Here is an 18,320-nt window from a genome sequence, read left to right on the forward strand (position 1 = left end):
CGGTTCCGGGGCCGCCCCTTCGTCATGTGATGGTGAGGCGGTCGCCGAGGGCGTCGGCGCCGAGGATGTTCTTGCGGTGGGTTCCCTGGACGGTGACCAGGAGCTTGGGACACGACCGCAGGGGGGTGAGGTCCAGCTTCGCGTCCTGGACGAGCCGGCGGTGGACCGAGAAGGCGCGGAGGGACGGGATCTCGGCCACCGCCTCGACGTCGGTGGGGAACGAGTCGCCGCTGACGACCAGACCGTGGAGGCGACCGCAGTCCAGTGAGCGGAGGAAGGACAGGTCGGTGAGCCGGGGATGCATCGTGACGCCCAGAGTGTCCAGCGCCCGCCCGCGCAGCGCCTGGACGATCTCGTCCGGAGCGCATTCCGCGGCGATGGTGATGCCCACCGGCGCGGCGGATTCCCGCAGAAGGCGAAGCTGTTCCGGCGTCCAGACAGTGACCATGTCCTGGGGACGCAAGTAGGGGAGGACCTCCCGCGCGAACGCCTCGGCGGGAAAGGCGTACCAGGCGGTGGCGAAGTAGCCGCCCATGCCCGCCTCGGCGAAAGCGCGGGCGTAGGGCAGCGCCGCCCTGCCGCCGACGGCACCGATGAGAGTGGCGGTCGCGTGAAGGGCCTCCTCGCCGTGCCACGGGTCCGCGCCTGGCAGCAGGGGCAGCACGTACTCGCCGAGCCGGGCCAGCCGAGCCACCTCCCCGGGGCTGCGTGGCGGGACCACCGTCTTCACCGCCTTGCGCACCCGGGAGCTCAGCGCCCCGTCCAGCCAGGCCCCGTGCTGCGCCGCCAGCGCAGCGAGGACGTACAGCGTCGTCTTCAGGTCCCGCTTCCGTGTCTCGGAGCCGGCCTTCAGGAGTCCTTCCACGAGGACCGACAGGCCGCGCCGGGTGCAGTGGCCGGCGGCCAGCAGGAGGACGTCGTGCCACTGCTGGTCGTGGGCGTGACGGAGGGCCTCCGCCAGCTGGTCGTCCTCGACGAGTTCCTTCGCGGCCAGGAAGTCCTGGAAGGTGCGGTGGGCGAAGAAGTAGACGCCGTTCGTCCGCTCCTGGAGGAGACCGCTGCGGTTCAGGAGGTGGGTGAGGATCTCGTCCGGGGTGCCCTGCTCCGCGACCCTCGGCATGCCGTTCAGCGCGCGCTGCAGCTGGTGCAGCGCCTGCTCGCGGTTGAACTCCGTCTGGCCGCCCCGGACCAGCCAGGCCGCCAGCCGCTGGAGGAGCTGCGTCTGCTCCTCGACCGACATGCGGATGCCGTCGGGCGCGTCGATGCGCCGCCGCTTGTCCCGCTCGCCGAGCAGCATCTGGAGCGCGGACCGGTAGAGCTCCCAGCGGGTGTCGGGCAGGAACCCCTCCCGTAACCGGTGGAGGGCGCAGATGACCGCGCAGAGCAGGGGCGTACGGGCGAGGTCGGCCAGCGTCGGGTTGTGGCGGAACTGCTGGGCGAGGTCCCGTTCGAGGTCTGCCAGGTTCTCGTCCCTGCCCGCGTCGAGTCGTGCCGCCTCGTGCCAGGCGGCGACGAACGCCTGGATGTCGTCGCCCCGGAGGGGCAGGAGGGTGAGCTCCTCGAACCCTTCGCCGGCCAGCCAGTCGGCGGCCACGGCGTGGGGCCGGACGGTCGCGACGCACCGGGTCCGGGGGTATCGGCCGAGCAGCCCGCTCAGCCAGGCGTGGGCGTCCTCCCGGTCGGACTCGGTGACCTCGTCGAGGCCGTCGACGAGCAGCAGCCCGCGCCCGGCCGCGAGGACCCGCCCCGCCCAGCCGTCGGGGGCTGCGTCGATCATGAGTCCGGCGACGCCGGGCAGCTCGGCGGGGGAGGGGAAGCCGTCCCCGCGCGCCCGTAGCGTCCGCAGGGGGACGACGAAGGGGACGAGCCCGTTGAGCTCGGCGAGCTCGGAGCCGAGCGTCCCGGCGGCGGCGTGGGCGGCCAGCCACCACATGAGGGTGGTCTTCCCGGCGCCCGCGTCGCCGCGGAGCAGGACGCGGGGGCGGGTGGCGAGCAGGTCGTCGATGCGGCGGGAGGCTGGGACAGTCTCCTGGTCGCGGGAGCTGGCTTCCAGGGAGAGGTACGCGGTGTCGAGATCCCACTCGGAGGCCCGCTTGCCGAGTTCGTCCAGCCCGAAGATCTTGGTGCGGCGGTAGGCGGCGCCGAGGGCTTCGGCGTAGTCCTCCTCGTGGGGCTGGTCGCGCGGGTGGGTGCGGGTCACCGGTGTCGGTGGTTCGAGGACGCCGAAAAGGAACCGCTCCGCCTCCTTGTCGGCGAAGACGGCGGTGAAGGGGACGCACTCCAGCCGTCGATGGCCACGCCCGCGAGGGACGGCGCGGACGATGCCGAGGACTCTTCCGTCGGCGAAGACGGGGGCGCCCGAGAGGCCGGCGAGCGGGGAGGACCCGTCCTCGTCGGAGGCGACCGGCGGATGGTCCAGTTCGACGGTCAGGATGCGCCGCAGCAGCCCGGCCATGGGGAGGACGGTGCCGGTGTACTGGTCGAGGTCAGGTTTCCGGTCCCCGTAACGCTGGATGAGGGGGAAGCCCAGGATCTCGCATCCGGGGATCGGTCGCTCGGTGGCGATCTGGCTTATCCCCGCTGGACGGGCGACCAGCGTTCGGGTGCTCTGGAGCAGCGCTGCGTCGAGGCGGTCGTCGGACCACACCACGTGCAAGCGTCGCGGCCCGGCCTCTCCTGGGAGTGCGACCGTCACGGTATGCGCTCCGCCCACGACGTGGGCGGAGGTCAGGACCAGCCTGGGGGTGATGACCACCCCACTGCCCTGCAGCCGCCCGAACACGGCCACCACGCTCGCCGCCGTCACCGCCCCTCAGCTCCGCCCCCGAAGTCCGACAGGTCCGCCCCGTCCGGGTTCCCCACCAGCCAGCTCCCCCCGGTCACCGCGTTCCGCGGCTTCAGCGTGAACGACACCCGGTGTGTCACCCCGCGCACCTGGCTCACGTCCGTCCCGGCCTCGACGACCCACGCCTTCACCTTGCCCCCGCCCTTGATCTCCCTCCGGAGTTCGATCGTGAACTCCATGTCGATGTCGCCCACCTCGAAGGCGACGGCCTGCCCCGTGGCGCGGGTGGCGGCGGTGATGAGCTGGTCGCGGACGGACTCGATGGCGTCGGCGAGTTCGATCTCGGTCTCGGTCTCGGTCATGCCCGGAACGTACCCACGTCGAGCCGCCCCCGGAGGGCGTTTCGGGAGGCTCGGTTGCGTGACCCAGGTCGCTTTCGGGGTCCCCGGCTGGTGACAAGGCGCACAGGGGTTTCGGGGGGTACTAGCCGGAATAGTAGGAACCTTTGGCCCTGATTCGGGACGTTCCGGTGTCAACCGGCGGGACCTAGGTCCTGAAGGGTCCCGAACCGGACACCGCAGGGGCTTCCTGGCAGCTCCAGCCGCCGTGACATGCAGCTAAACCGATCCTCTTAGGTCGTTTTGTCCGTTTTTGAGGGGCGGCGACGGGGGTACTCGCGGGCGATCTTCGTCGAAGATCGCTACGACACGATGTCGTAGATGGGGTGTTTTGGCCGAAATGGGGGTCCGGGTTACCAAGGATGAGCAAGCCCGCCGCACAGCGCCGCCGCACAGCGACGCAGAGCCGTTCGCGACGGGTTCCGTTTGTCCCCTGACCCGGAGGTCCTCCCCCGTATGTCGAAGCGCGTCATGAACCCCGCCGCCCGTGTCACCGTCGCCGCCCTCGCCGCCGCGGGTCTCGGAGCGTCGGTGGTCGCCGGAGCTGGGTCCGCCTTCGCCGCCGAGGGCAAGGCCGCCGCCAAGGCTCCCGTCCAGCTCCCCGAGACCGCCGCCGCGGCCGTCGCCGCCCAGGCCGAGGCCCAGGCGCACGCCGCCCAGGTGAAGGCCGCCGCCGCGAAGGCCCAGGCCGCCAACATCAAGGCCCAGCAGGCGAAGGCCGTCGAGGCCAAGGCCGCCAAGGCCGCCGCGGTGAAGCAGGCCGCCGCCAAGAAGGCCAACGCCTGGGTGAAGCCGGTCAGCTCGTACACGCTCACCGCCAGCTACAACCAGGGCGGCGCGATGTGGTCCCACAAGCACTCCGGCCAGGACTTCGCCGTCCCGGTCGGCACCCCGGTCAAGGCCGCGGGTTCGGGCACCGTCGTGAAGGCCGGCCCCAACGGTGGCGGCGACGGCCCGGCGTACGGCAACGCGATCGTCGTGAAGCACGCCAACGGCACGTACTCCCAGTACGCCCACCTGTCGAAGATCCAGGTCAACGTCGGCCAGAAGGTCTCCGCCGGCCAGCGGATCGCCCTCTCGGGCAACACCGGCAACTCCTCCGGCCCGCACCTGCACTTCGAGATCCGTACGACCCCGAACTACGGCTCCGCCGTCAACCCGTCCGCCTTCCTGCGGACCCACGGCGTGAACATCTAAGAGACGAAGAGCAAGGAGTCAGTGCCCCTCGTGGGCCTGCTCCAGCATGTCGAGGGCGACCTCGAGGATGGCTTCCTGCCGCTCCTCGGGGTCGCCCTCCACGTTGTTCATCATGAAGAACGTCCCCGCGTGCAGCGTGAAGATCGCGCTGAGCGCCCGCACCTGGTCCTTCACCGAGAAGTCCGGGTCCTGGAGCAGGGCCGTCAGGTCGTGCATGCGTTCCTTGAACGTCATGCCGATGCTCAGCTTGCCCACCGCCGCCTGGTTCTCCTGCATGAAGCGGAAGAGCGGGCGGGCGGCGGCCAGTGCCGCCTGGTAGCGGACGAGGGTCTCGCGCCGGGTCTCCAGCGTGCGCGGCTGTTCCTTCGCCCACGCGATCAGCTCGTCCATGGGCCGGGTCAGGTCGTCGAAGATCCCGACGAGGATGTCTTCCTTCGTCTTGAAGTGGTAGTAGAGCGCGGCCTTGGTGACGTCGAGGCGTTCGGCGATCTCACGCAGCGAGGTCTTCTCGTAGCCCTGCTCGGCGAAGAGTTCGAGGGCCACGTCCTGGATGCGCTGGCGGGTGTTGCCTCGGGCCATGGCTGCTCTCCACTCTCGACTTTCCACAAAACTTACTTGACGACCGGCTAGTGACCGCCCTACCTTCCTCAGTGTAGTTACTAGCCGGGCGGCAAGTAAGTCTGAAGAGGGAAGCAGGGGAAAGCGACATGGCGACGCAACAGAAGGCCGAGGCGGCCGAGGGGGAGACGGCGGGCGGCCCGCAGCCGCGCAGTGTCCGTGTCGTCCTCCTCGCCCTCATGATCGCGATGCTCCTCGCGATGCTGGACAACATGATCATCGGCACCGCCATGCCGACGATCGTCGGCGAGCTCGGCGGCCTGGAGCACCTCTCCTGGGTCGTCACCGCCTACACCCTGGCCACCGCCGCCTCCACCCCCATCTGGGGCAAGGTCGGCGACATGTTCGGCCGCAAGGGCGTCTTCCTCACCTCGATCGTGATCTTCCTGATCGGCTCGGCCCTCAGCGGCATGGCCCAGGACATGGGCCAGCTCATCGGCTTCCGCACCATCCAGGGCCTCGGCGCCGGTGGTCTCATGGTCGGCGTCATGGCGATCATCGGCGACCTCATCCCGCCCCGCGAGCGCGGCAAGTACCAGGGCATGATGGCCGGCGTGATGGCCCTCGCCATGATCGGCGGACCGCTGGTCGGCGGCACCATCACCGACCACTGGGGCTGGCGCTGGTCCTTCTACATCAACCTGCCGCTCGGCATCGTCGCCCTCGCCATGGTCTCCACCGTCCTGCACCTGCCGAAGAAGCAGCGGGCCACGGGCACCCGGATCGACTTCCTCGGCGCCGCGCTGCTGACCGTCGGCATCACCGCCATCGTCCTCGTCACCACCTGGGGCGGTACGGAGTACGCCTGGGGCTCGGCCACCATCGTCGGCCTGACCGCCGGCGGCCTCGCCGCGCTCGCCGCCTTCCTGTACGTGGAGACCCGCGCGAGCGACCCGATCATGCCGCTGCACATCTTCCGCAGCCGCAACTTCACGCTCATGTCGCTGATCGGCTTCCTCACCGGCTTCGTCATGTTCGGCGCGGTCCTCTACCTGCCGATCTTCCAGCAGTCCGTCCAGGGCGCCTCGGCGACCAACTCCGGCCTGCTGCTCCTGCCGATGCTGCTCTCGATGATGGTCGTCTCGCTGCTCGTCGGCCGCTTCACCACCAGCACCGGCAAGTACAAGATCTTCCCGATCGTCGGCGGCGCCCTCATGACGGCCGGCCTCTTCCTGCTCTCCACGATGGACACCGGCACCTCGCGGCTGGTCTCCGGCGTCTGGATGGCCGTCCTCGGCGCGGGCATGGGCTTCCTGATGCAGATCACGATGCTCGTCGCGCAGAACAGCGTCGAGATGAAGGACATGGGCGTCGCCTCGTCCTCCACGACCCTCTTCCGGACCCTCGGTTCCTCCTTCGGCGTCGCCATCATGGGCGCGCTCTTCACGAACCGGGTCCAGGACGAGATGGCGGCGCGCGGCGGCTCCGGCCTGACCGCGCACACCGCGCAGCTCGACGCCGCGAGCCTGGCCAAGCTGCCGGAGGCGCTGCGCGAGGCCTACCAGCACGCGGTCGCCGCCGGCACGCACTCGGCCTTCCTGGTCGCCGCCTCGGTCTCCGTCCTCGGCTTCGTCCTCGCCTTCTTCGTCAAGGAGGTGGCGCTGCGCGGCGCCGGACCGGCCGCCGCGCCGAAGGCGGAGGCCGACGAGGCGCCGAAGGTCGCCGAGACGGTCTGACCGGACACAGAAGCACAGCGGGTACGGGGAAGGGGCCGGGTCCACACAGGACCCGGCCCCTTCCCCGTACCGCCGCCTACTCGGCGGACCGCAGGACCGGGAAGCTCCCCGTGACCGTCGGCGCGTGGTCCGGCAGCCACAGCACCGCGATGGCGCCGCCCACCCCGCCGGGTCCCGCCGCCGAGGCCACGTTCCGGAAGGTCAGCCGGGCGCCGAGCACCCGCGCCTGGCCCGCCGCGATCGTCAGGCCGAGCCCGTGGCCCTGGCCCGCGCGGTCGCTCGTCCCCGTGCGGAACCGGCTCGGGCCCTCCTTGAGGAGCGCCTCGGGGAAGCCGGGGCCGTGGTCGCGGACCCGGATCACCCGGCCCTCGACGGTGACCTCCACCGGCGGCTTGCCGTGCTTCGCGGCGTTCGTGAGGAGATTGCCGAGGATCCGTTCGAGACGGCGCGGATCGGTGTTCACCCAGGAGTCGTGGACGACCCGGACGACCACCTCGGGATCGGCCCCCCGCAGCCCCCGCACCCGCCGCTCCACGAACTCGCCGAGCGCGATCTCCTGGAGCTCGGCCCGCTCCGAGGCGCTGTCGAGCCGGGCCACCTCCAGCACGTCCTCGACCAGCGTCCGCATCGCCTGCGCCCGGTCCCGTACGAGCTCGGTCGGGCGCCCCGGGGGCAGCAGCTCGGCCGCCGTGAGCAGCCCGGTCACGGGGGTGCGCAGCTCGTGCGCGATGTCGGCGGTGACCCGCCGCTCGGCCTCGATCCGCTCGTTCAGGGCGTCGGTCAGGGCGTCGACCGCGCGGGCCAGCTCGTCGGTCTCGTCCCGTACGACTCCGCCGATCGCGTCCCGCACCCGCACGTCCGTGTTGCCCTGGGCGACCCGGCCGGCCGCGGCGGCGGCTTTCCGCAGCCGCCGAGAGAGCTGGCCGCCGATGAGCACGCCGAGCGCGCAGCCGCCGAACACCACGGAGACCGAGCCGATGACGAGCGCCCGGTCCAGGTCCTTCATGATCGCCGTGCTGCGGTCGGCGAAGGGGATGTGCAGCGACAGGACGTCGCCGTTGGCCAGCGGCACGGCGGCCCACACGTCGGGCGGCCCGCCGTGCCGGTGCTCCTGCACGTACGTGCCCCGCCGCCGGTCCCGCATCAGCTGGTCGAGCTGGCGGGGCAGCGCCGGGTCGTTGATCTTCGTGCCGAAACGGGGTTCCTTCGGCTTCGAGGTCTCGTACATCCGCTGCGCGAAGAGCAGCCGCTCCATCTGGACCTCGCGCGCGTTGTCGAGCATCGAGATGCGGGCGGCGTTGTGCACGACGACGCTCAGGGTGACGGCGATGAGGGCGCCGACCGCCGCGATGGCGACGGCGATCTTCCACCGGACACCGGTGCGCAGGGCGGGGGGTCTCACGAGGCGCCTCCCCGGTCGTCGGATCGGCACGCTCAGCCCTTGAGCTTGTAGCCGAAGCCCCGGACCGTCTCGATCCGGTCCTGGCCGATCTTGGCGCGCAGCCGCTGCACGTGGACGTCCACGACCCGGGTGTCGCCGCCCCAGCCGTAGTCCCAGACCCGCTCCAGGAGCTTGTCGCGGGACAGGACGGTGCCGGGCGCGGTCGAGAACTCCAGGAGCAGCCGCATCTCGGTCGGGGTCAGCGCGACCGGCTTGCCGTCCTTGCGGACCTCCATGCCCTCGGTGTCGACCTCCAGGTCGCCGAAGGAGAGCAGCCCGCAGTCGGCCTGCCCGTCGCCGTGTTCCCCGGAGCCGGCGCCGCCCGCGTGGCCGAAACGCCGCAGGACGGCCCGGATGCGGGCCATGAGGACGGCGCCGTCGAAGGGCTTGGTGACGTAGTCGTCGGCCCCGGCCTCCAGGCCGAGGACGACGTCGATGGAGTCGGCGCGCGCCGACAGCATGATGACCGGGACGGTCGACTCGTCGCGGATGCGGCGGCAGAGGCTGACGCCGTCCATGCCGGGCAGCATCACGTCGAGGAGGGCGATGTCCGGCCGCCGCGCCCGGAAGGCGTCGAGGCCGGAGAGGCCGTCCGGCATGGCCGTGACCCGGAAGCCGTCCCGTTCCAGGGCGAGCTGGGTGGCCTCACGGATGACGTCGTCGTCCTCGACGAAGAGGACATGGGTTTCGGCCATCGTGCGTGGGTGTCCTTCAGAGTGGGGGAGGGATCAGTTCTCGGCGGGTTCGCTCGGCGAGGGGTCGACGGCGCCGTCGACGGCGCGGCTGAAGTCGTTGTGCACCCAGTCGTGCTGGGTGAACTTGTTCCCCGCCCAGCGGTACGTGATCACGTCCTCGCCCGAGGGGTACGCGACCGGGTCGCCCTTCGCGTACACCTGCTTGGTGATGATGAGGTCGCCGCGGTCGATCGTGCCGTAGACGGCCGCGTCCTCCGCCATGAAGACATTCTCGTACCGGTTGCCCTCCTTCCGGTACACATACGTGCCGATGCCGATGGCATCGCCGCAGGTCATCACGTTGACGACGACATCGGGGGCGATCCCGGCCGTGAGATTCCCGTAGGAGGCGTCCACCGGATAACTGTCGGCGACACAGGGCTTCAGATCGTCCTTGAACCGGGTGCCGATCTTCGGGTCGGCCTTCAGGAGCGCGATCGGATCCACCCGGGCGGCGGCGCGCGGGTCGCCCGAGGAGGACTGGGCGGCGGGGCTCGGCGCGGCGGCCGCGGTCTCGTCGACCCGGGCCGCGCCCTCGTCGCGGGAGCCCGTACCGCCGGTGGAGCAGGCGGTCAGGAACAGCCCGAAGGCGACGAGCCCGGCCACCGCCGTGATGCTCGCCGCCGTGGCGGTACGCCGGGGCCGCGCGGGCCCTCCGGCACGGCCGGGGGCACCGCCCGTCCCGCCGGGGCCTCTCCGGGCCTCGGCCCCACTGCCGGCGTCTAGGCTGCCGCGCACCGCCCCAGCCCCCTCTCGTCGCCTCGGCCGTCGGTCCGCTCCCCGGCCCGGTCGCCCAGGGCGCGGGCGTCGAGGTCGCGGCTCTCCAGCTCCTGACGGAGCCGGGCCAGCGCGCGGTGGAGCGTGGACTTCACCGTACCCGCCGACATGCCGAGCGCCGCCGCCGTCTCCTCCGTGCTCATCTGCTCCCAGTGGCGCAGGACGACGACGCTGCGCTGCTTCGGCGCGAGGACCTTGAGGACGTCCATGAGGAGGGCCCGGTCGGCGTGCTGCTCGGTCCGGTCGTCGACGCACGCGTCCGGGAGCTGCTCGGTGGGCACCTCCTCCAGCTTGCGGGAGCGCCACCACTCGGTGCGGGTGTTGATCATGACGCGGCGGAGGTAGGCGTCGGCGAGGGACTTGTCGGCGATGCCGTCCCAGCGGCCGTACGTCCGCGCGAGCGCGGTCTGCAGCAGGTCCTGGGCGTCGACGGGGTCGGGCACGAGCCGGCGCGCGCTGCGCAGCAGGGCGTCCTGCCGCGTGCGTACGTACTCCTCGAAGTCGAGCACCTCGCCGTGCCTCATCCGAACCGCCTCCGATCCCCGTGACCGCATGTCCCGCGTGTTGCCCCGCGTGATGTCCCGCGTGTGTCCTCGTTGTCGTCGCCGACGCTACGGAGGAGTTGTCACGGCACTGTGCGGTCCAGCCGTCGGCGGACGCACGGCTACCCGTCGGTTGTGTAACAGCGCGGGCGGTGGGGGTACGGGACGGGCCGCGCGGGCCCACGGGGATGCGCGGCGGGGCCGCCCGGGCCCGTCGGGGGTGCGGGACCGGAGGCGCGCGGGCCCACAGGGATGCGGGACCAGGGCCGCGCGGGCCACGGGGGTACGGGACCGGGGCCGCGCGGGCCGGGGGAGGCGGCCTCCCGGCCCCCCGGCCCGCGCCCGCGCCCGTCGCGGCCCCGGCCTCAGGTCAGGGGCAGGCGGTACCGGCCGCCGTCCAGCGGTTCGACCAGGCCGTCGGAGACCAGGCCGTCCAGGGCCCTGCCCCGCTGGATCGGCTCGTCCCAGACCGCGTCCAGGGCGGCCTGCGGGACCGGGTCCGTCGCCTCGCGCAGGACCGCGAGGAGCCGGCCGCGCACCTGCCGGTCGGTGCCCGCGTACGTCTGGCCGCGCCGCGGCGGACCGTCGTGGGCCGGCTTCCCGGCCAGCTGCCAGGCGCAGCGCTCGGCGATCGGGCAGCGGCCGCAGTCCTCGTTGCGGGCCGTGCAGACCAGCGCGCCGAGCTCCATCGAGGCGGCGGCCCAGCGGGAGGCGGTCGCCTCGTCCTCCGGGAGCAGCGCCCGGGCGAGCCTGCGCTCGGCGGCCGTCGTCGCGTTCGGCGGGTACTGGACGCCGGTCGCGGCCCGCGCGAAGACCCGGCGCACGTTGGTGTCCAGGACCGCGTGCCGCTGCCCGTACGCGAAGGAGGCCACCGCCGCCGCCGTGTACTCGCCGATCCCGGGCAGCGCCAGCAGCTGCCCGTGATCGCGGGGTACGTCGCCGCCGTGCCGTTCCGTTATGGCCACGGCCGCGGCGTGCAGCCGCAGGGCCCGGCGCGGGTAGCCGAGCCGCCCCCAGGCGCGCACGGCCTCGCCGGGCGCCTCGGCGGCCAGGTCGGCCGGGCGCGGCCAGCGGGCGAGCCACTGCTCGTACACCGGGAGGACCCGGACGACGGGGGTCTGCTGGAGCATGAACTCGCTGACCATCACCCCCCACGCCCCGGCCTCGGGGCGGCGCCAGGGGAGGTCGCGGGCGTGCCGGTCGAACCAGGCGAGGACGGGCCCGTGCAGCTCCTGCGGGAGGGCGGGGTCCGTGTCGGAGGCGCGGACGGGGATCGGGGAGGGAGCGTCGATGGAAGTCATGGCACCTCCGATCCTGGCACGTCCGCCGCGGGATCAGTACGCGCCGTGGCGCGCGCGCTCACGCCGTTCGGCGTGCGCGGGGGCGTGCGCGGCAGAGTGTGCGCCGACCCCGCGCCCCGCACACCACAGGACGGTCCGGTTCCGGCTCGACCTCGCCGTCTCCACCAGGGACCGCACCGGCCGCTCGCCGAGCCGCATGACGAGGAAGGCGACCACGGCGCCGACGAGGAGGCCGACGGTCACGTCGTGCGGGTAGTGCACGCCGACGAAGACCCGGGAGAAGGCCATGAGCAGCGCCATCGGCACGGTCAGCCAGACCATCCCGCGCCAGGACAGCGCGAGCGCGACGGCGGCGGCCCCCGCGATGGCCGAGTGGTTGCTGGGGAAGGACCAGTCGCCGTACGCCGGGCAGTCCACGAGCGCGGCGGGCGCGCCGACGACCGCCCGGCACGGCCGCTCCTCGTCGATCAGCGACTTCAGGGCCTCGCTCACCACGTAACCGAAGGCGGTGGCGAGCGGCGCGAGGAGCGCGAGCGCCATCATCCGGCTCGAACCCTCGCGGGAGCGCCACCAGCCGGCGAGGAACAGGACGCCGAAGAGCAGCAGCCCCAGCTCGGTCCACACCTCGGCGAGCCACTGGAACCAGTGGGGGGTGGAGTGGGCGAAGCCGGCGACGTCGAGATACAGCCGTTCGGAGAGGTCGAGGAGGGAGTCCATGGTGCACGACGCTAACCGGAATCCGGGGCCCTTCGCCCCGCGCCGACCGCTCCGGAAACGCCGTATCCACCCGATTCCCTTCCTCCACAAGCGAGTTCCAGGAAAGTTCCCGTCAGGGACGGATGTGATCATCGGTAAAACTTGGGACCTTGAGCGGCGGGTGGGGCCGGAGTTGGACCGGATCTCTCGTAAGGTTCGGTCGTGGGATCTTTGCGCAATCCGGTCGGGCCGCTTCCCTCCACCATCTACTGGCGACGGAGGGCGGTCGCGCTGTGCCTGGTCGCGGTTCTCGCCCTGCTCTCCGTCTGGGCCCTCACCTCGGGTGACGGCGGCGGCAAGAAGACGGGCGACGCCGCCAACGGCCCCGCCCCCACACCCCCCTCCATCACGCCGGGACCCGCCGGCACCGGGCCGGCGATCAGCCAACAGCCCGGCGGCCGGGACGAGTCCGGCGACGGCGGCGACTCCGGCGACGGCGACTCCACCGGATCCGGTACGGGTACGAGTGCGGGCACCGGCACGGACGCCGGTACGGACGCGGGCGCGGACGCCGGCACCGCGGGCGTCGGCAAGAACGGCGACACCGACGGCGCGGGCGGGGACGGCGGCGCGGGCACCGGCGCGGGACAGCGGGTCCCGGCGAACTCCCCGCTCCCGAACTGCCCCGTCGGATCCCTGAAGTTGACCCTGCGCAGCGTCAAGCTCACCTACGAGGCCGACGAGAAGCCGACGTTCCAGCTGGTCGTCGAGAACACGTCGAACACCGCCTGCAAGGCCGACTTCGGGCCGCGCAGCGCGGTTCTGACGATCAGTGACAAGCAGGACGACCAGGTCTGGGCCTCCGACGACTGCCCGGCATCTGCCGCCCCCGTCCTGCTGAGCCTCCCCGCGCACGCCACGGTCACCCACACCGTCGCGTGGGACCGCGACCGCAGCGCCCCGGCCTGCGCCACCCCGCCGGCGGGCCGGGCGGGCCCCGGGACGTACCTGGTGGAGGCGACGATGCCGGGCGCGAAGGTGTCCCCGGCGTCGTTCACGCTGGCGAAGGACTGAGCGAGACCAGACACAGAGCACACGAGGAACGGCCGGGCGGTTGCCACCGCCCGGCCGTTCCTCGTCTGTCTCGGGTCAGACGTACCGCTCGAGGATCGAGGACTCCGCGAGCCGCGACAGACCCTCGCGGACGCTGCGGGCACGGGCCTCGCCGACGCCGTCGACCGTCTGGAGGTCGTCCACGCTCGCGGCGAGGAGCTTCTGCAGCCCGCCGAAGTGCTCCACGAGCCGCTCGATGATCGCGCCCGGCAGCCGCGGCACCTTCGCGAGGAGCCGGTAGCCGCGCGGCGAGACCGCCGAGTCGAGGGTCTCGGGCGAACCGCTGTAACCGAGGGCGCGCGCCACGACCGGGAGCTCCAGGAGCTCGGTGTGGGTGAGCGCGTCCAGCTCGGTGAGCGCCTCGGCGACCGTCCGCGCCCGCTTGGCCGTGGGCTCGGGCACGTAGTCCCTGACGACGAGCTCGCGCTCCGGCTCGACGCCCGCGATCAGCTCGTCGAGCTGGAGGGAGAGCAGACGGCCGTCGGTGCCGAGCTCGACCACGTACTCCGCGATCTCGGTGGCGATCCGGCGGACCATCTCCAGACGCTGGGCGACCGCCGTCACGTCCCGGACCGTCACGAGGTCCTCGATCTCCAGGGCGGAGAGCGTGCCGGCCACCTCGTCGAGACGGAGCTTGTACCGCTCCAGGGTCGCGAGGGCCTGGTTGGCGCGGGAGAGGATCGCGGCGGACTCCTCCAGGACCCGGCGCTCGCCGTTCACGTACAGCGCGATCAGGCGCATGGACTGGGAGACGGAGACGACCGGGAAGTTGCACTGCTTGGAGACCCGGTCCGCGGTGCGGTGGCGGGTGCCGGTCTCCTCGGTGGGGATGGAGGCGTCCGGGACCAGCTGCACACCGGCGCGGTGGATCTTGGTGATGTCCTTGTCGAGGACGATGGCGCCGTCGAGCTTGCAGAGCTCGCGCAGGCGCGTCGCGGCGAACTCGACATCGATCACGAAGCCACCGGTGCACATCGAGTCGACCGTCTTGTCCATGCCGAGCACGATGAGACCGCCGGTGTTCCCCCGGAGGATCCGCTCCAGGCCGTCGCGCAGCGCGGTACCCGGGGCGACCGCGCTCAGGGCGGCGCGCATCAGCGCTTCGTTGCCGGAGCCCGCGCCGGACTTTCCGGGAGCTGCTGCCCCGTCCTTGGCTGCCACTGCACTCCTCCGGCTCGTACGGATGGGCGAGACCAGGGCAAAGTCTAGCGACACCACCCGGCCGGGGTCGTGGCCATATGTCCCGCGGGGCGGGATCGGGAGCTCCAGCCCTCGGTACGAAGACGCGCGAACGGCTCCAGGAGTTGCCCGGATACCCAGCCCCGCCGGCGTCTGAAGCGCGGGGCCCGGGGCAGAGCCCCTCACTTCAGCCCCGCCGGCGTTTGAGGCGCGGGGTCCGGGGCGGAGCCCCGGTTTCGGGAAGGGGCGGGGTGGGGGAACGGCCCGCCGCAGGCGCCACACCCGCAGGCGCCACACCCGCAGGTGTCACCCACCCGCACCGACCCTCAGCCCCGCACCGACCCTCAGCCCCGCACCGACCCTCAGCCCCCCGCCGCCCCCTCCGCCGGCTTGGCCCTCCGCCCCCGAGGAAGGACCCGCAGCGCGTCCCCCATGTCCGCCACCTCCGTCACCTTCATGCCGGGCGGCACCTTGCCCGGGTCCGGCGGGACCAGCGCGTGCGTGAAGCCGAGGCGGTGCGCCTCGGCCAGCCGGCGCTGGACGCCCGTCACCCGGCGGACCTCGCCCGCGAGACCGACCTCGCCGATCGCGACGAGATTCTTCGGCAGCGGGGTGTCGCTCGCCGCCGAGGCGAGCGCGAGCGCGATCGCCAGGTCGGCGGCGGGCTCGGACAGCTTCACGCCGCCCACCGTCGCGCTGTAGATGTCCCGCTTGCCGAGCGCGCTGATCCGGCCCCGCTGCTCCAGGACCGCGAGCATCATCGAGACCCGGGAGGTCTCCAGGCCGGAGACGGTCCGCCGCGGGGAGGGGATCTGGGAGTCGACCGTCAGCGACTGGACCTCGGCGACGAGCGGCCGGCGGCCTTCCAGCGTGACCGTCAGGCAGGTGCCGGGCACGGCCACGTCACGCCGGGTCAGGAAGAGTCCCGACGGGTCGGCCAGACCCGTGATGCCCTCGTCGTGCAGTTCGAAGCAGCCGACCTCGTCCGTCGCCCCGTACCGGTTCTTCACGCCGCGGACCAGCCGCAGCCGCGCGTGCCGGTCGCCTTCGAAGCTCAGGACGACGTCGACCAGGTGCTCCAGGAGCCGGGGACCGGCGATGGCCCCGTCCTTGGTGACGTGACCGACGAGGAGCGTGGACATGCCCCGCTCCTTGGAGGCCCGGATGAGCGCGCCGGCGACCTCGCGGACCTGGGCCATGCCGCCCGGGGCGCCGTCGATCTCGGGGGAGGCGACGGTCTGCACCGAGTCCATGATCAGCAGCGAGGGCTTCACGGCGTCGAGGTGCCCGAGGACGGCCGACAGGTCGGTCTCGGCCGCCAGGTAGAGGTGGTCGCTGAGCGCGCCGATCCGGTCGGCGCGCAGCCGGACCTGGCTCGCGGACTCCTCGCCCGTCACGTACAGCGTGCGGTGCTCGTCGCTGGCCGCCTTCGCCGCCACGTCGAGCAGCAGCGTGGACTTGCCGACGCCCGGCTCGCCCGCGAGCAGCACGACGGCGCCGGGCACGAGCCCTCCGCCGAGGACCCGGTCCAGTTCGTCGACGCCGGTGGAGCGGGCGGTCGCCTGCCGGCCGTCGACCTGGCCGATGGGCAGCGCGGCGGTGGAGACGCGTCCCGCCGCGGTCGTCCGGACGGCGGGCGCGCCGTACTCCTCGACCGTCCCCCATGCCTGGCATTCGGGGCAGCGGCCGAGCCACTTGGCCGTCTGCCAGCCGCACTCGGTGCAGCGGTAGGACGGACGGTCCTTGGCGGTTTTCGTACGGGCAGCCATGTCCCACACCGTAGCGGCCCCCACTGACACCGCCCCGGAGACCGCGCCCGCCCCGCCACCGACAGCGATGCCCAGGCCCCGGCCCTCCACGATCGGGTGACGGAACGGCCGCTTCCTGTCCCCTTTCGAGCGATAGCTTCACCCGTACGAATGAGAAGTGCTCAACCGGTACGAAGAACGCCCCCCGCGCTGCCTACCGTCGCCCCGTGACGAGCAGCAGGCTGGACCCCCCGACACGCACCACCGGCGCACACCGGGCCCGTCGCGGTGCCGCGGCGCAGGGACCGCGCGCGCTCGGCCGGCGCCCCCCGGCCCGTTACGAGGCCGCGCTCGACGGCCTCTACACGTACTGCCTCTCCGTGCTCTGCGACCACGACACGGCCACCGCCGTCCTCGGCGACGTCCTCGCCGTCGCCGACCGCCACCACGGCCGCTGCCCCTCCGACGAGGACGGCCGGACGGCCTGGCTGTACGCGCTCGCGCGCTGGGCCTGCCTGCGCACCCTCGCCGAGCAGCGCCGCAAGCGCCAGGGCGCCCACACCGGCCGCCCCGCCGTCACCGCGCCCGAGCCGCCCCCCGTCCCCGAGGCGACCGCCGAGCGCCGCCGCGCCGAACTCGCCCGGCTCGCCTGGCCCGAGGCCGCCGGCACCACCCCCGAGCAGCGCGAGGCCCTCGAACTGGCCTTCCGGCACGGCCTGAACCACCGCCAGGTCGCCGCCGTCCTCTCCCTCGACCCGCTCGCCGCCCGTGAACTCCTCGCCACCGCCGCCTGCGAGGTCGAGCGGACCCGCGCCGCCCTCGCCGTCGTCGAGACCGGCAGCTGCCCCACCGTCGCCCGGCTCACCGGCGACCAGCGGGTGCTGCTCTCGGCCGCCCTCCGCGCCGAACTGGTCCGGCACGTCGACGACTGCCCGCGCTGCCGCCGGGCCGCCGAGCGCGTCGGCGCCATCGGCCCCTGGCCCGGCGCCGCGCCCCTGCCCCCGGCCCGGCTCCCGATCGTCGAAGCGCCCAGGGCCGCCGCGTACATGGCGATGCTGCACGTCCCGCGCGCGCGTGCCGGTGCCCCCCGCTTCGCGCCCACCGGCTTCCCCCTCGACCCGAAGGACCACTCGGCCCGCCGCGACCGGCTGCGCGCCCGCGCGGTCACGACCACCGTCGTCGCCGCCGTCGTGGCGGCCCCGGTCCTCGCCCTGTGGACCTCGTACCGCGGCGCCCCGGCCGCCGACTCGGGGCCCAGGGACCGGACCCGGGTCAGCGCGCGCGAGGCGGACGATCCGACGGGCCCGGACGGCGGTCCGTACGACCGCTACGAGAACGCGGGCAACGCCCAGGCCAGCCCCGACCCCCGCCTCACCCAGGGCAGCCGCGCCCCCGACGTCTCGGTCGAGGTCGTCAGCCCCGGCGGCCCCACCGGCCCCACGGCTCCCGCCCGCCCCGGCGAACCGGCCCCCGGCTGGCTGACCGTCGGCGCGCGGGCGAACGGCGACCTCACCCTGCTCACCCTCACCGCCGCCGGCGGGACCCCCGTCGACTGGGTCCTCTGGACGGACGCCCCCTGGCTGTACGTGAGCCAGGCCTCCGGCACCCTCCGCCCCGGCGGGACGATCACCGTCGTCGTCCGCGTGGACCACGGCCGCGAACCCACGCGCGCGTGGAGCGCCCGGATCGGCGTGAACCCCTCGGGCGCGGTGGTCCGGATCAGCGGAAAGGGACGCACTCAGACCCGGGTCGTGCAGCCGCCCGGCCCGCCGCCGGCCACGACCGCCCCGACCACCCCGCCGACCGCGCCCCCGACGACGCCGACGGACCCGCCGACCTCGCCGCCGACGGACCCGCCCACGTCACCCCCGACGACGGACCCGACGACACCCCCGCCGACCACCGATCCGCCGACCTCGCCGCCGACGGACCCGCCCACCTCACCCCCGACGACGGACCCGACGACACCCCCGCCGACCACCGACCCGCCCCCGACGACGGACCCGGGCACGCCGGATCCCGGGCCGGCCGACCCGGGACCCACGGACCCCGGGACGACGGACCCGGGCACGACACCCCCGCCGTCCTCTTCTTAGGACGTCCTGGAGGAAGCCC

At 73.2% G+C, this 18,320-nt stretch carries 15 protein-coding genes; 4 read left to right on the forward strand and 11 right to left on the reverse strand.

Translation table 11 applies throughout. The features are described 5' to 3' along the window. Nucleotides 1-22: 22 nt before the first annotated feature. Nucleotides 23-2,806 carry an NACHT domain-containing protein gene (locus ACFC0Z_RS30140; protein ID WP_376444539.1) on the reverse strand — a complete coding sequence of 928 codons (2,784 nt, stop codon included), beginning with the start codon at nucleotides 2,804-2,806 and terminating at the stop codon, nucleotides 23-25. Further along, nucleotides 2,803-3,147 carry a trypco2 family protein gene (locus ACFC0Z_RS30145; protein ID WP_376444541.1) on the reverse strand — a complete coding sequence of 115 codons (345 nt, stop codon included), beginning with the start codon at nucleotides 3,145-3,147 and terminating at the stop codon, nucleotides 2,803-2,805. The genes ACFC0Z_RS30140 and ACFC0Z_RS30145 overlap by 4 nt, the downstream gene beginning before the upstream one ends. 492 nt (nucleotides 3,148-3,639) lie before the next feature. Here ACFC0Z_RS30145 and ACFC0Z_RS30150 point away from each other — a divergent pair, with 492 nt between their 5' ends. After that, nucleotides 3,640-4,380, forward strand: coding sequence for a M23 family metallopeptidase (locus tag ACFC0Z_RS30150; RefSeq protein WP_376444544.1), 741 nt, complete (start codon nucleotides 3,640-3,642; stop codon nucleotides 4,378-4,380). An 18-nt stretch (nucleotides 4,381-4,398) separates the two neighbouring features. Here the strand turns inward: ACFC0Z_RS30150 and ACFC0Z_RS30155 are convergent, their stop codons facing one another. Continuing rightward, a complete protein-coding gene (locus tag ACFC0Z_RS30155) occupies nucleotides 4,399-4,959 on the reverse strand; it encodes a TetR/AcrR family transcriptional regulator (protein WP_376444547.1) in 561 nt (186 codons plus the stop codon). 128 nt (nucleotides 4,960-5,087) lie between these two features. On the opposite strand from ACFC0Z_RS30155, the gene ACFC0Z_RS30160 reads away from it, so the two are divergent. Continuing rightward, nucleotides 5,088-6,674 (forward strand): MDR family MFS transporter, encoded by a 1,587-nt coding sequence (locus ACFC0Z_RS30160; protein ID WP_376444549.1) that lies wholly within the window; start codon nucleotides 5,088-5,090, stop codon nucleotides 6,672-6,674. 76 nt (nucleotides 6,675-6,750) lie between these two features. On the opposite strand, the gene cseC is transcribed toward ACFC0Z_RS30160, so the two are convergent. From cseC to ACFC0Z_RS30190, 6 genes are all read right to left on the reverse strand, one after another. Next, nucleotides 6,751-8,076, reverse strand: coding sequence for a two-component system sensor histidine kinase CseC (gene cseC / locus ACFC0Z_RS30165; protein ID WP_376444551.1), 1,326 nt, complete (start codon nucleotides 8,074-8,076; stop codon nucleotides 6,751-6,753). A 32-nt stretch (nucleotides 8,077-8,108) separates the two neighbouring features. Next, nucleotides 8,109-8,810 (reverse strand): two-component system response regulator CseB, encoded by a 702-nt coding sequence (gene cseB, locus ACFC0Z_RS30170; protein WP_376444553.1) that lies wholly within the window; start codon nucleotides 8,808-8,810, stop codon nucleotides 8,109-8,111. Nucleotides 8,811-8,843: 33 nt separating this feature from the next. Beyond that, nucleotides 8,844-9,587 carry a hypothetical protein gene (locus tag ACFC0Z_RS30175; RefSeq protein ID WP_376444556.1) on the reverse strand — a complete coding sequence of 248 codons (744 nt, stop codon included), beginning with the start codon at nucleotides 9,585-9,587 and terminating at the stop codon, nucleotides 8,844-8,846. Further along, on the reverse strand, nucleotides 9,572-10,150 hold the full coding sequence (locus ACFC0Z_RS30180) for a SigE family RNA polymerase sigma factor (protein ID WP_376444559.1): 579 nt from the start codon (nucleotides 10,148-10,150) through the stop codon (nucleotides 9,572-9,574). Before ACFC0Z_RS30180 ends, ACFC0Z_RS30175 begins: the two co-directional genes overlap by 16 nt. Before the next feature lie 383 nt (nucleotides 10,151-10,533). Further along, complete coding sequence (locus ACFC0Z_RS30185) at nucleotides 10,534-11,469, reverse strand: A/G-specific adenine glycosylase (RefSeq protein ID WP_376444561.1); 936 nt, start codon at nucleotides 11,467-11,469, stop codon at nucleotides 10,534-10,536. 33 nt (nucleotides 11,470-11,502) lie between these two features. Next, nucleotides 11,503-12,186 (reverse strand): phosphatase PAP2 family protein, encoded by a 684-nt coding sequence (locus ACFC0Z_RS30190; RefSeq protein ID WP_376444564.1) that lies wholly within the window; start codon nucleotides 12,184-12,186, stop codon nucleotides 11,503-11,505. A 201-nt stretch (nucleotides 12,187-12,387) separates the two neighbouring features. Here ACFC0Z_RS30190 and ACFC0Z_RS30195 point away from each other — a divergent pair, with 201 nt between their 5' ends. Beyond that, the gene (locus tag ACFC0Z_RS30195) at nucleotides 12,388-13,239 is read left to right on the forward strand and encodes a hypothetical protein (protein WP_376444567.1); all 852 of its coding nucleotides are present in this window, start codon (nucleotides 12,388-12,390) and stop codon (nucleotides 13,237-13,239) included. Between the two features lie 75 nt (nucleotides 13,240-13,314). Here ACFC0Z_RS30195 and disA read toward each other — a convergent pair whose 3' ends face one another. Both disA and radA read right to left on the reverse strand, forming a co-directional pair. After that, complete coding sequence (gene disA / locus ACFC0Z_RS30200) at nucleotides 13,315-14,439, reverse strand: DNA integrity scanning diadenylate cyclase DisA (protein ID WP_376444569.1); 1,125 nt, start codon at nucleotides 14,437-14,439, stop codon at nucleotides 13,315-13,317. Nucleotides 14,440-14,819: 380 nt separating this feature from the next. After that, the gene (radA, locus tag ACFC0Z_RS30205; protein ID WP_376444572.1) at nucleotides 14,820-16,226 is read right to left on the reverse strand and encodes a DNA repair protein RadA; all 1,407 of its coding nucleotides are present in this window, start codon (nucleotides 16,224-16,226) and stop codon (nucleotides 14,820-14,822) included. A 206-nt stretch (nucleotides 16,227-16,432) separates the two neighbouring features. Between radA and ACFC0Z_RS30210 the strand changes: the two genes are divergently transcribed. Continuing rightward, on the forward strand, nucleotides 16,433-18,301 hold the full coding sequence (locus tag ACFC0Z_RS30210) for a hypothetical protein (protein WP_376444575.1): 1,869 nt from the start codon (nucleotides 16,433-16,435) through the stop codon (nucleotides 18,299-18,301). Nucleotides 18,302-18,320 lie beyond the last annotated feature (19 nt).

The organism is Streptomyces sp. NPDC056144 (assembly GCF_042264145.1).
Taxonomy (GTDB): domain Bacteria; phylum Actinomycetota; class Actinomycetes; order Streptomycetales; family Streptomycetaceae; genus Streptomyces.

What these genes read in the sequence shown, in the direction of transcription:
- ACFC0Z_RS30145 (WP_376444541.1), bottom strand. Translation starts at nt 3,147, where the DNA reads ATGACCGAGACCGAGACCGAGATCGAACTCGCCGACGCCATCGAGTCC.
- ACFC0Z_RS30150 (WP_376444544.1), top strand. Translation starts at nt 3,640, where the DNA reads ATGTCGAAGCGCGTCATGAACCCCGCCGCCCGTGTCACCGTCGCCGCC.
- ACFC0Z_RS30155 (WP_376444547.1), bottom strand. Translation starts at nt 4,959, where the DNA reads ATGGCCCGAGGCAACACCCGCCAGCGCATCCAGGACGTGGCCCTCGAA.
- ACFC0Z_RS30160 (WP_376444549.1), top strand. Translation starts at nt 5,088, where the DNA reads ATGGCGACGCAACAGAAGGCCGAGGCGGCCGAGGGGGAGACGGCGGGC.
- cseB (WP_376444553.1), bottom strand. Translation starts at nt 8,810, where the DNA reads ATGGCCGAAACCCATGTCCTCTTCGTCGAGGACGACGACGTCATCCGT.
- ACFC0Z_RS30180 (WP_376444559.1), bottom strand. Translation starts at nt 10,150, where the DNA reads ATGAGGCACGGCGAGGTGCTCGACTTCGAGGAGTACGTACGCACGCGG.
- ACFC0Z_RS30185 (WP_376444561.1), bottom strand. Translation starts at nt 11,469, where the DNA reads ATGACTTCCATCGACGCTCCCTCCCCGATCCCCGTCCGCGCCTCCGAC.
- ACFC0Z_RS30190 (WP_376444564.1), bottom strand. Translation starts at nt 12,186, where the DNA reads ATGGACTCCCTCCTCGACCTCTCCGAACGGCTGTATCTCGACGTCGCC.
- radA (WP_376444572.1), bottom strand. Translation starts at nt 16,226, where the DNA reads ATGGCTGCCCGTACGAAAACCGCCAAGGACCGTCCGTCCTACCGCTGC.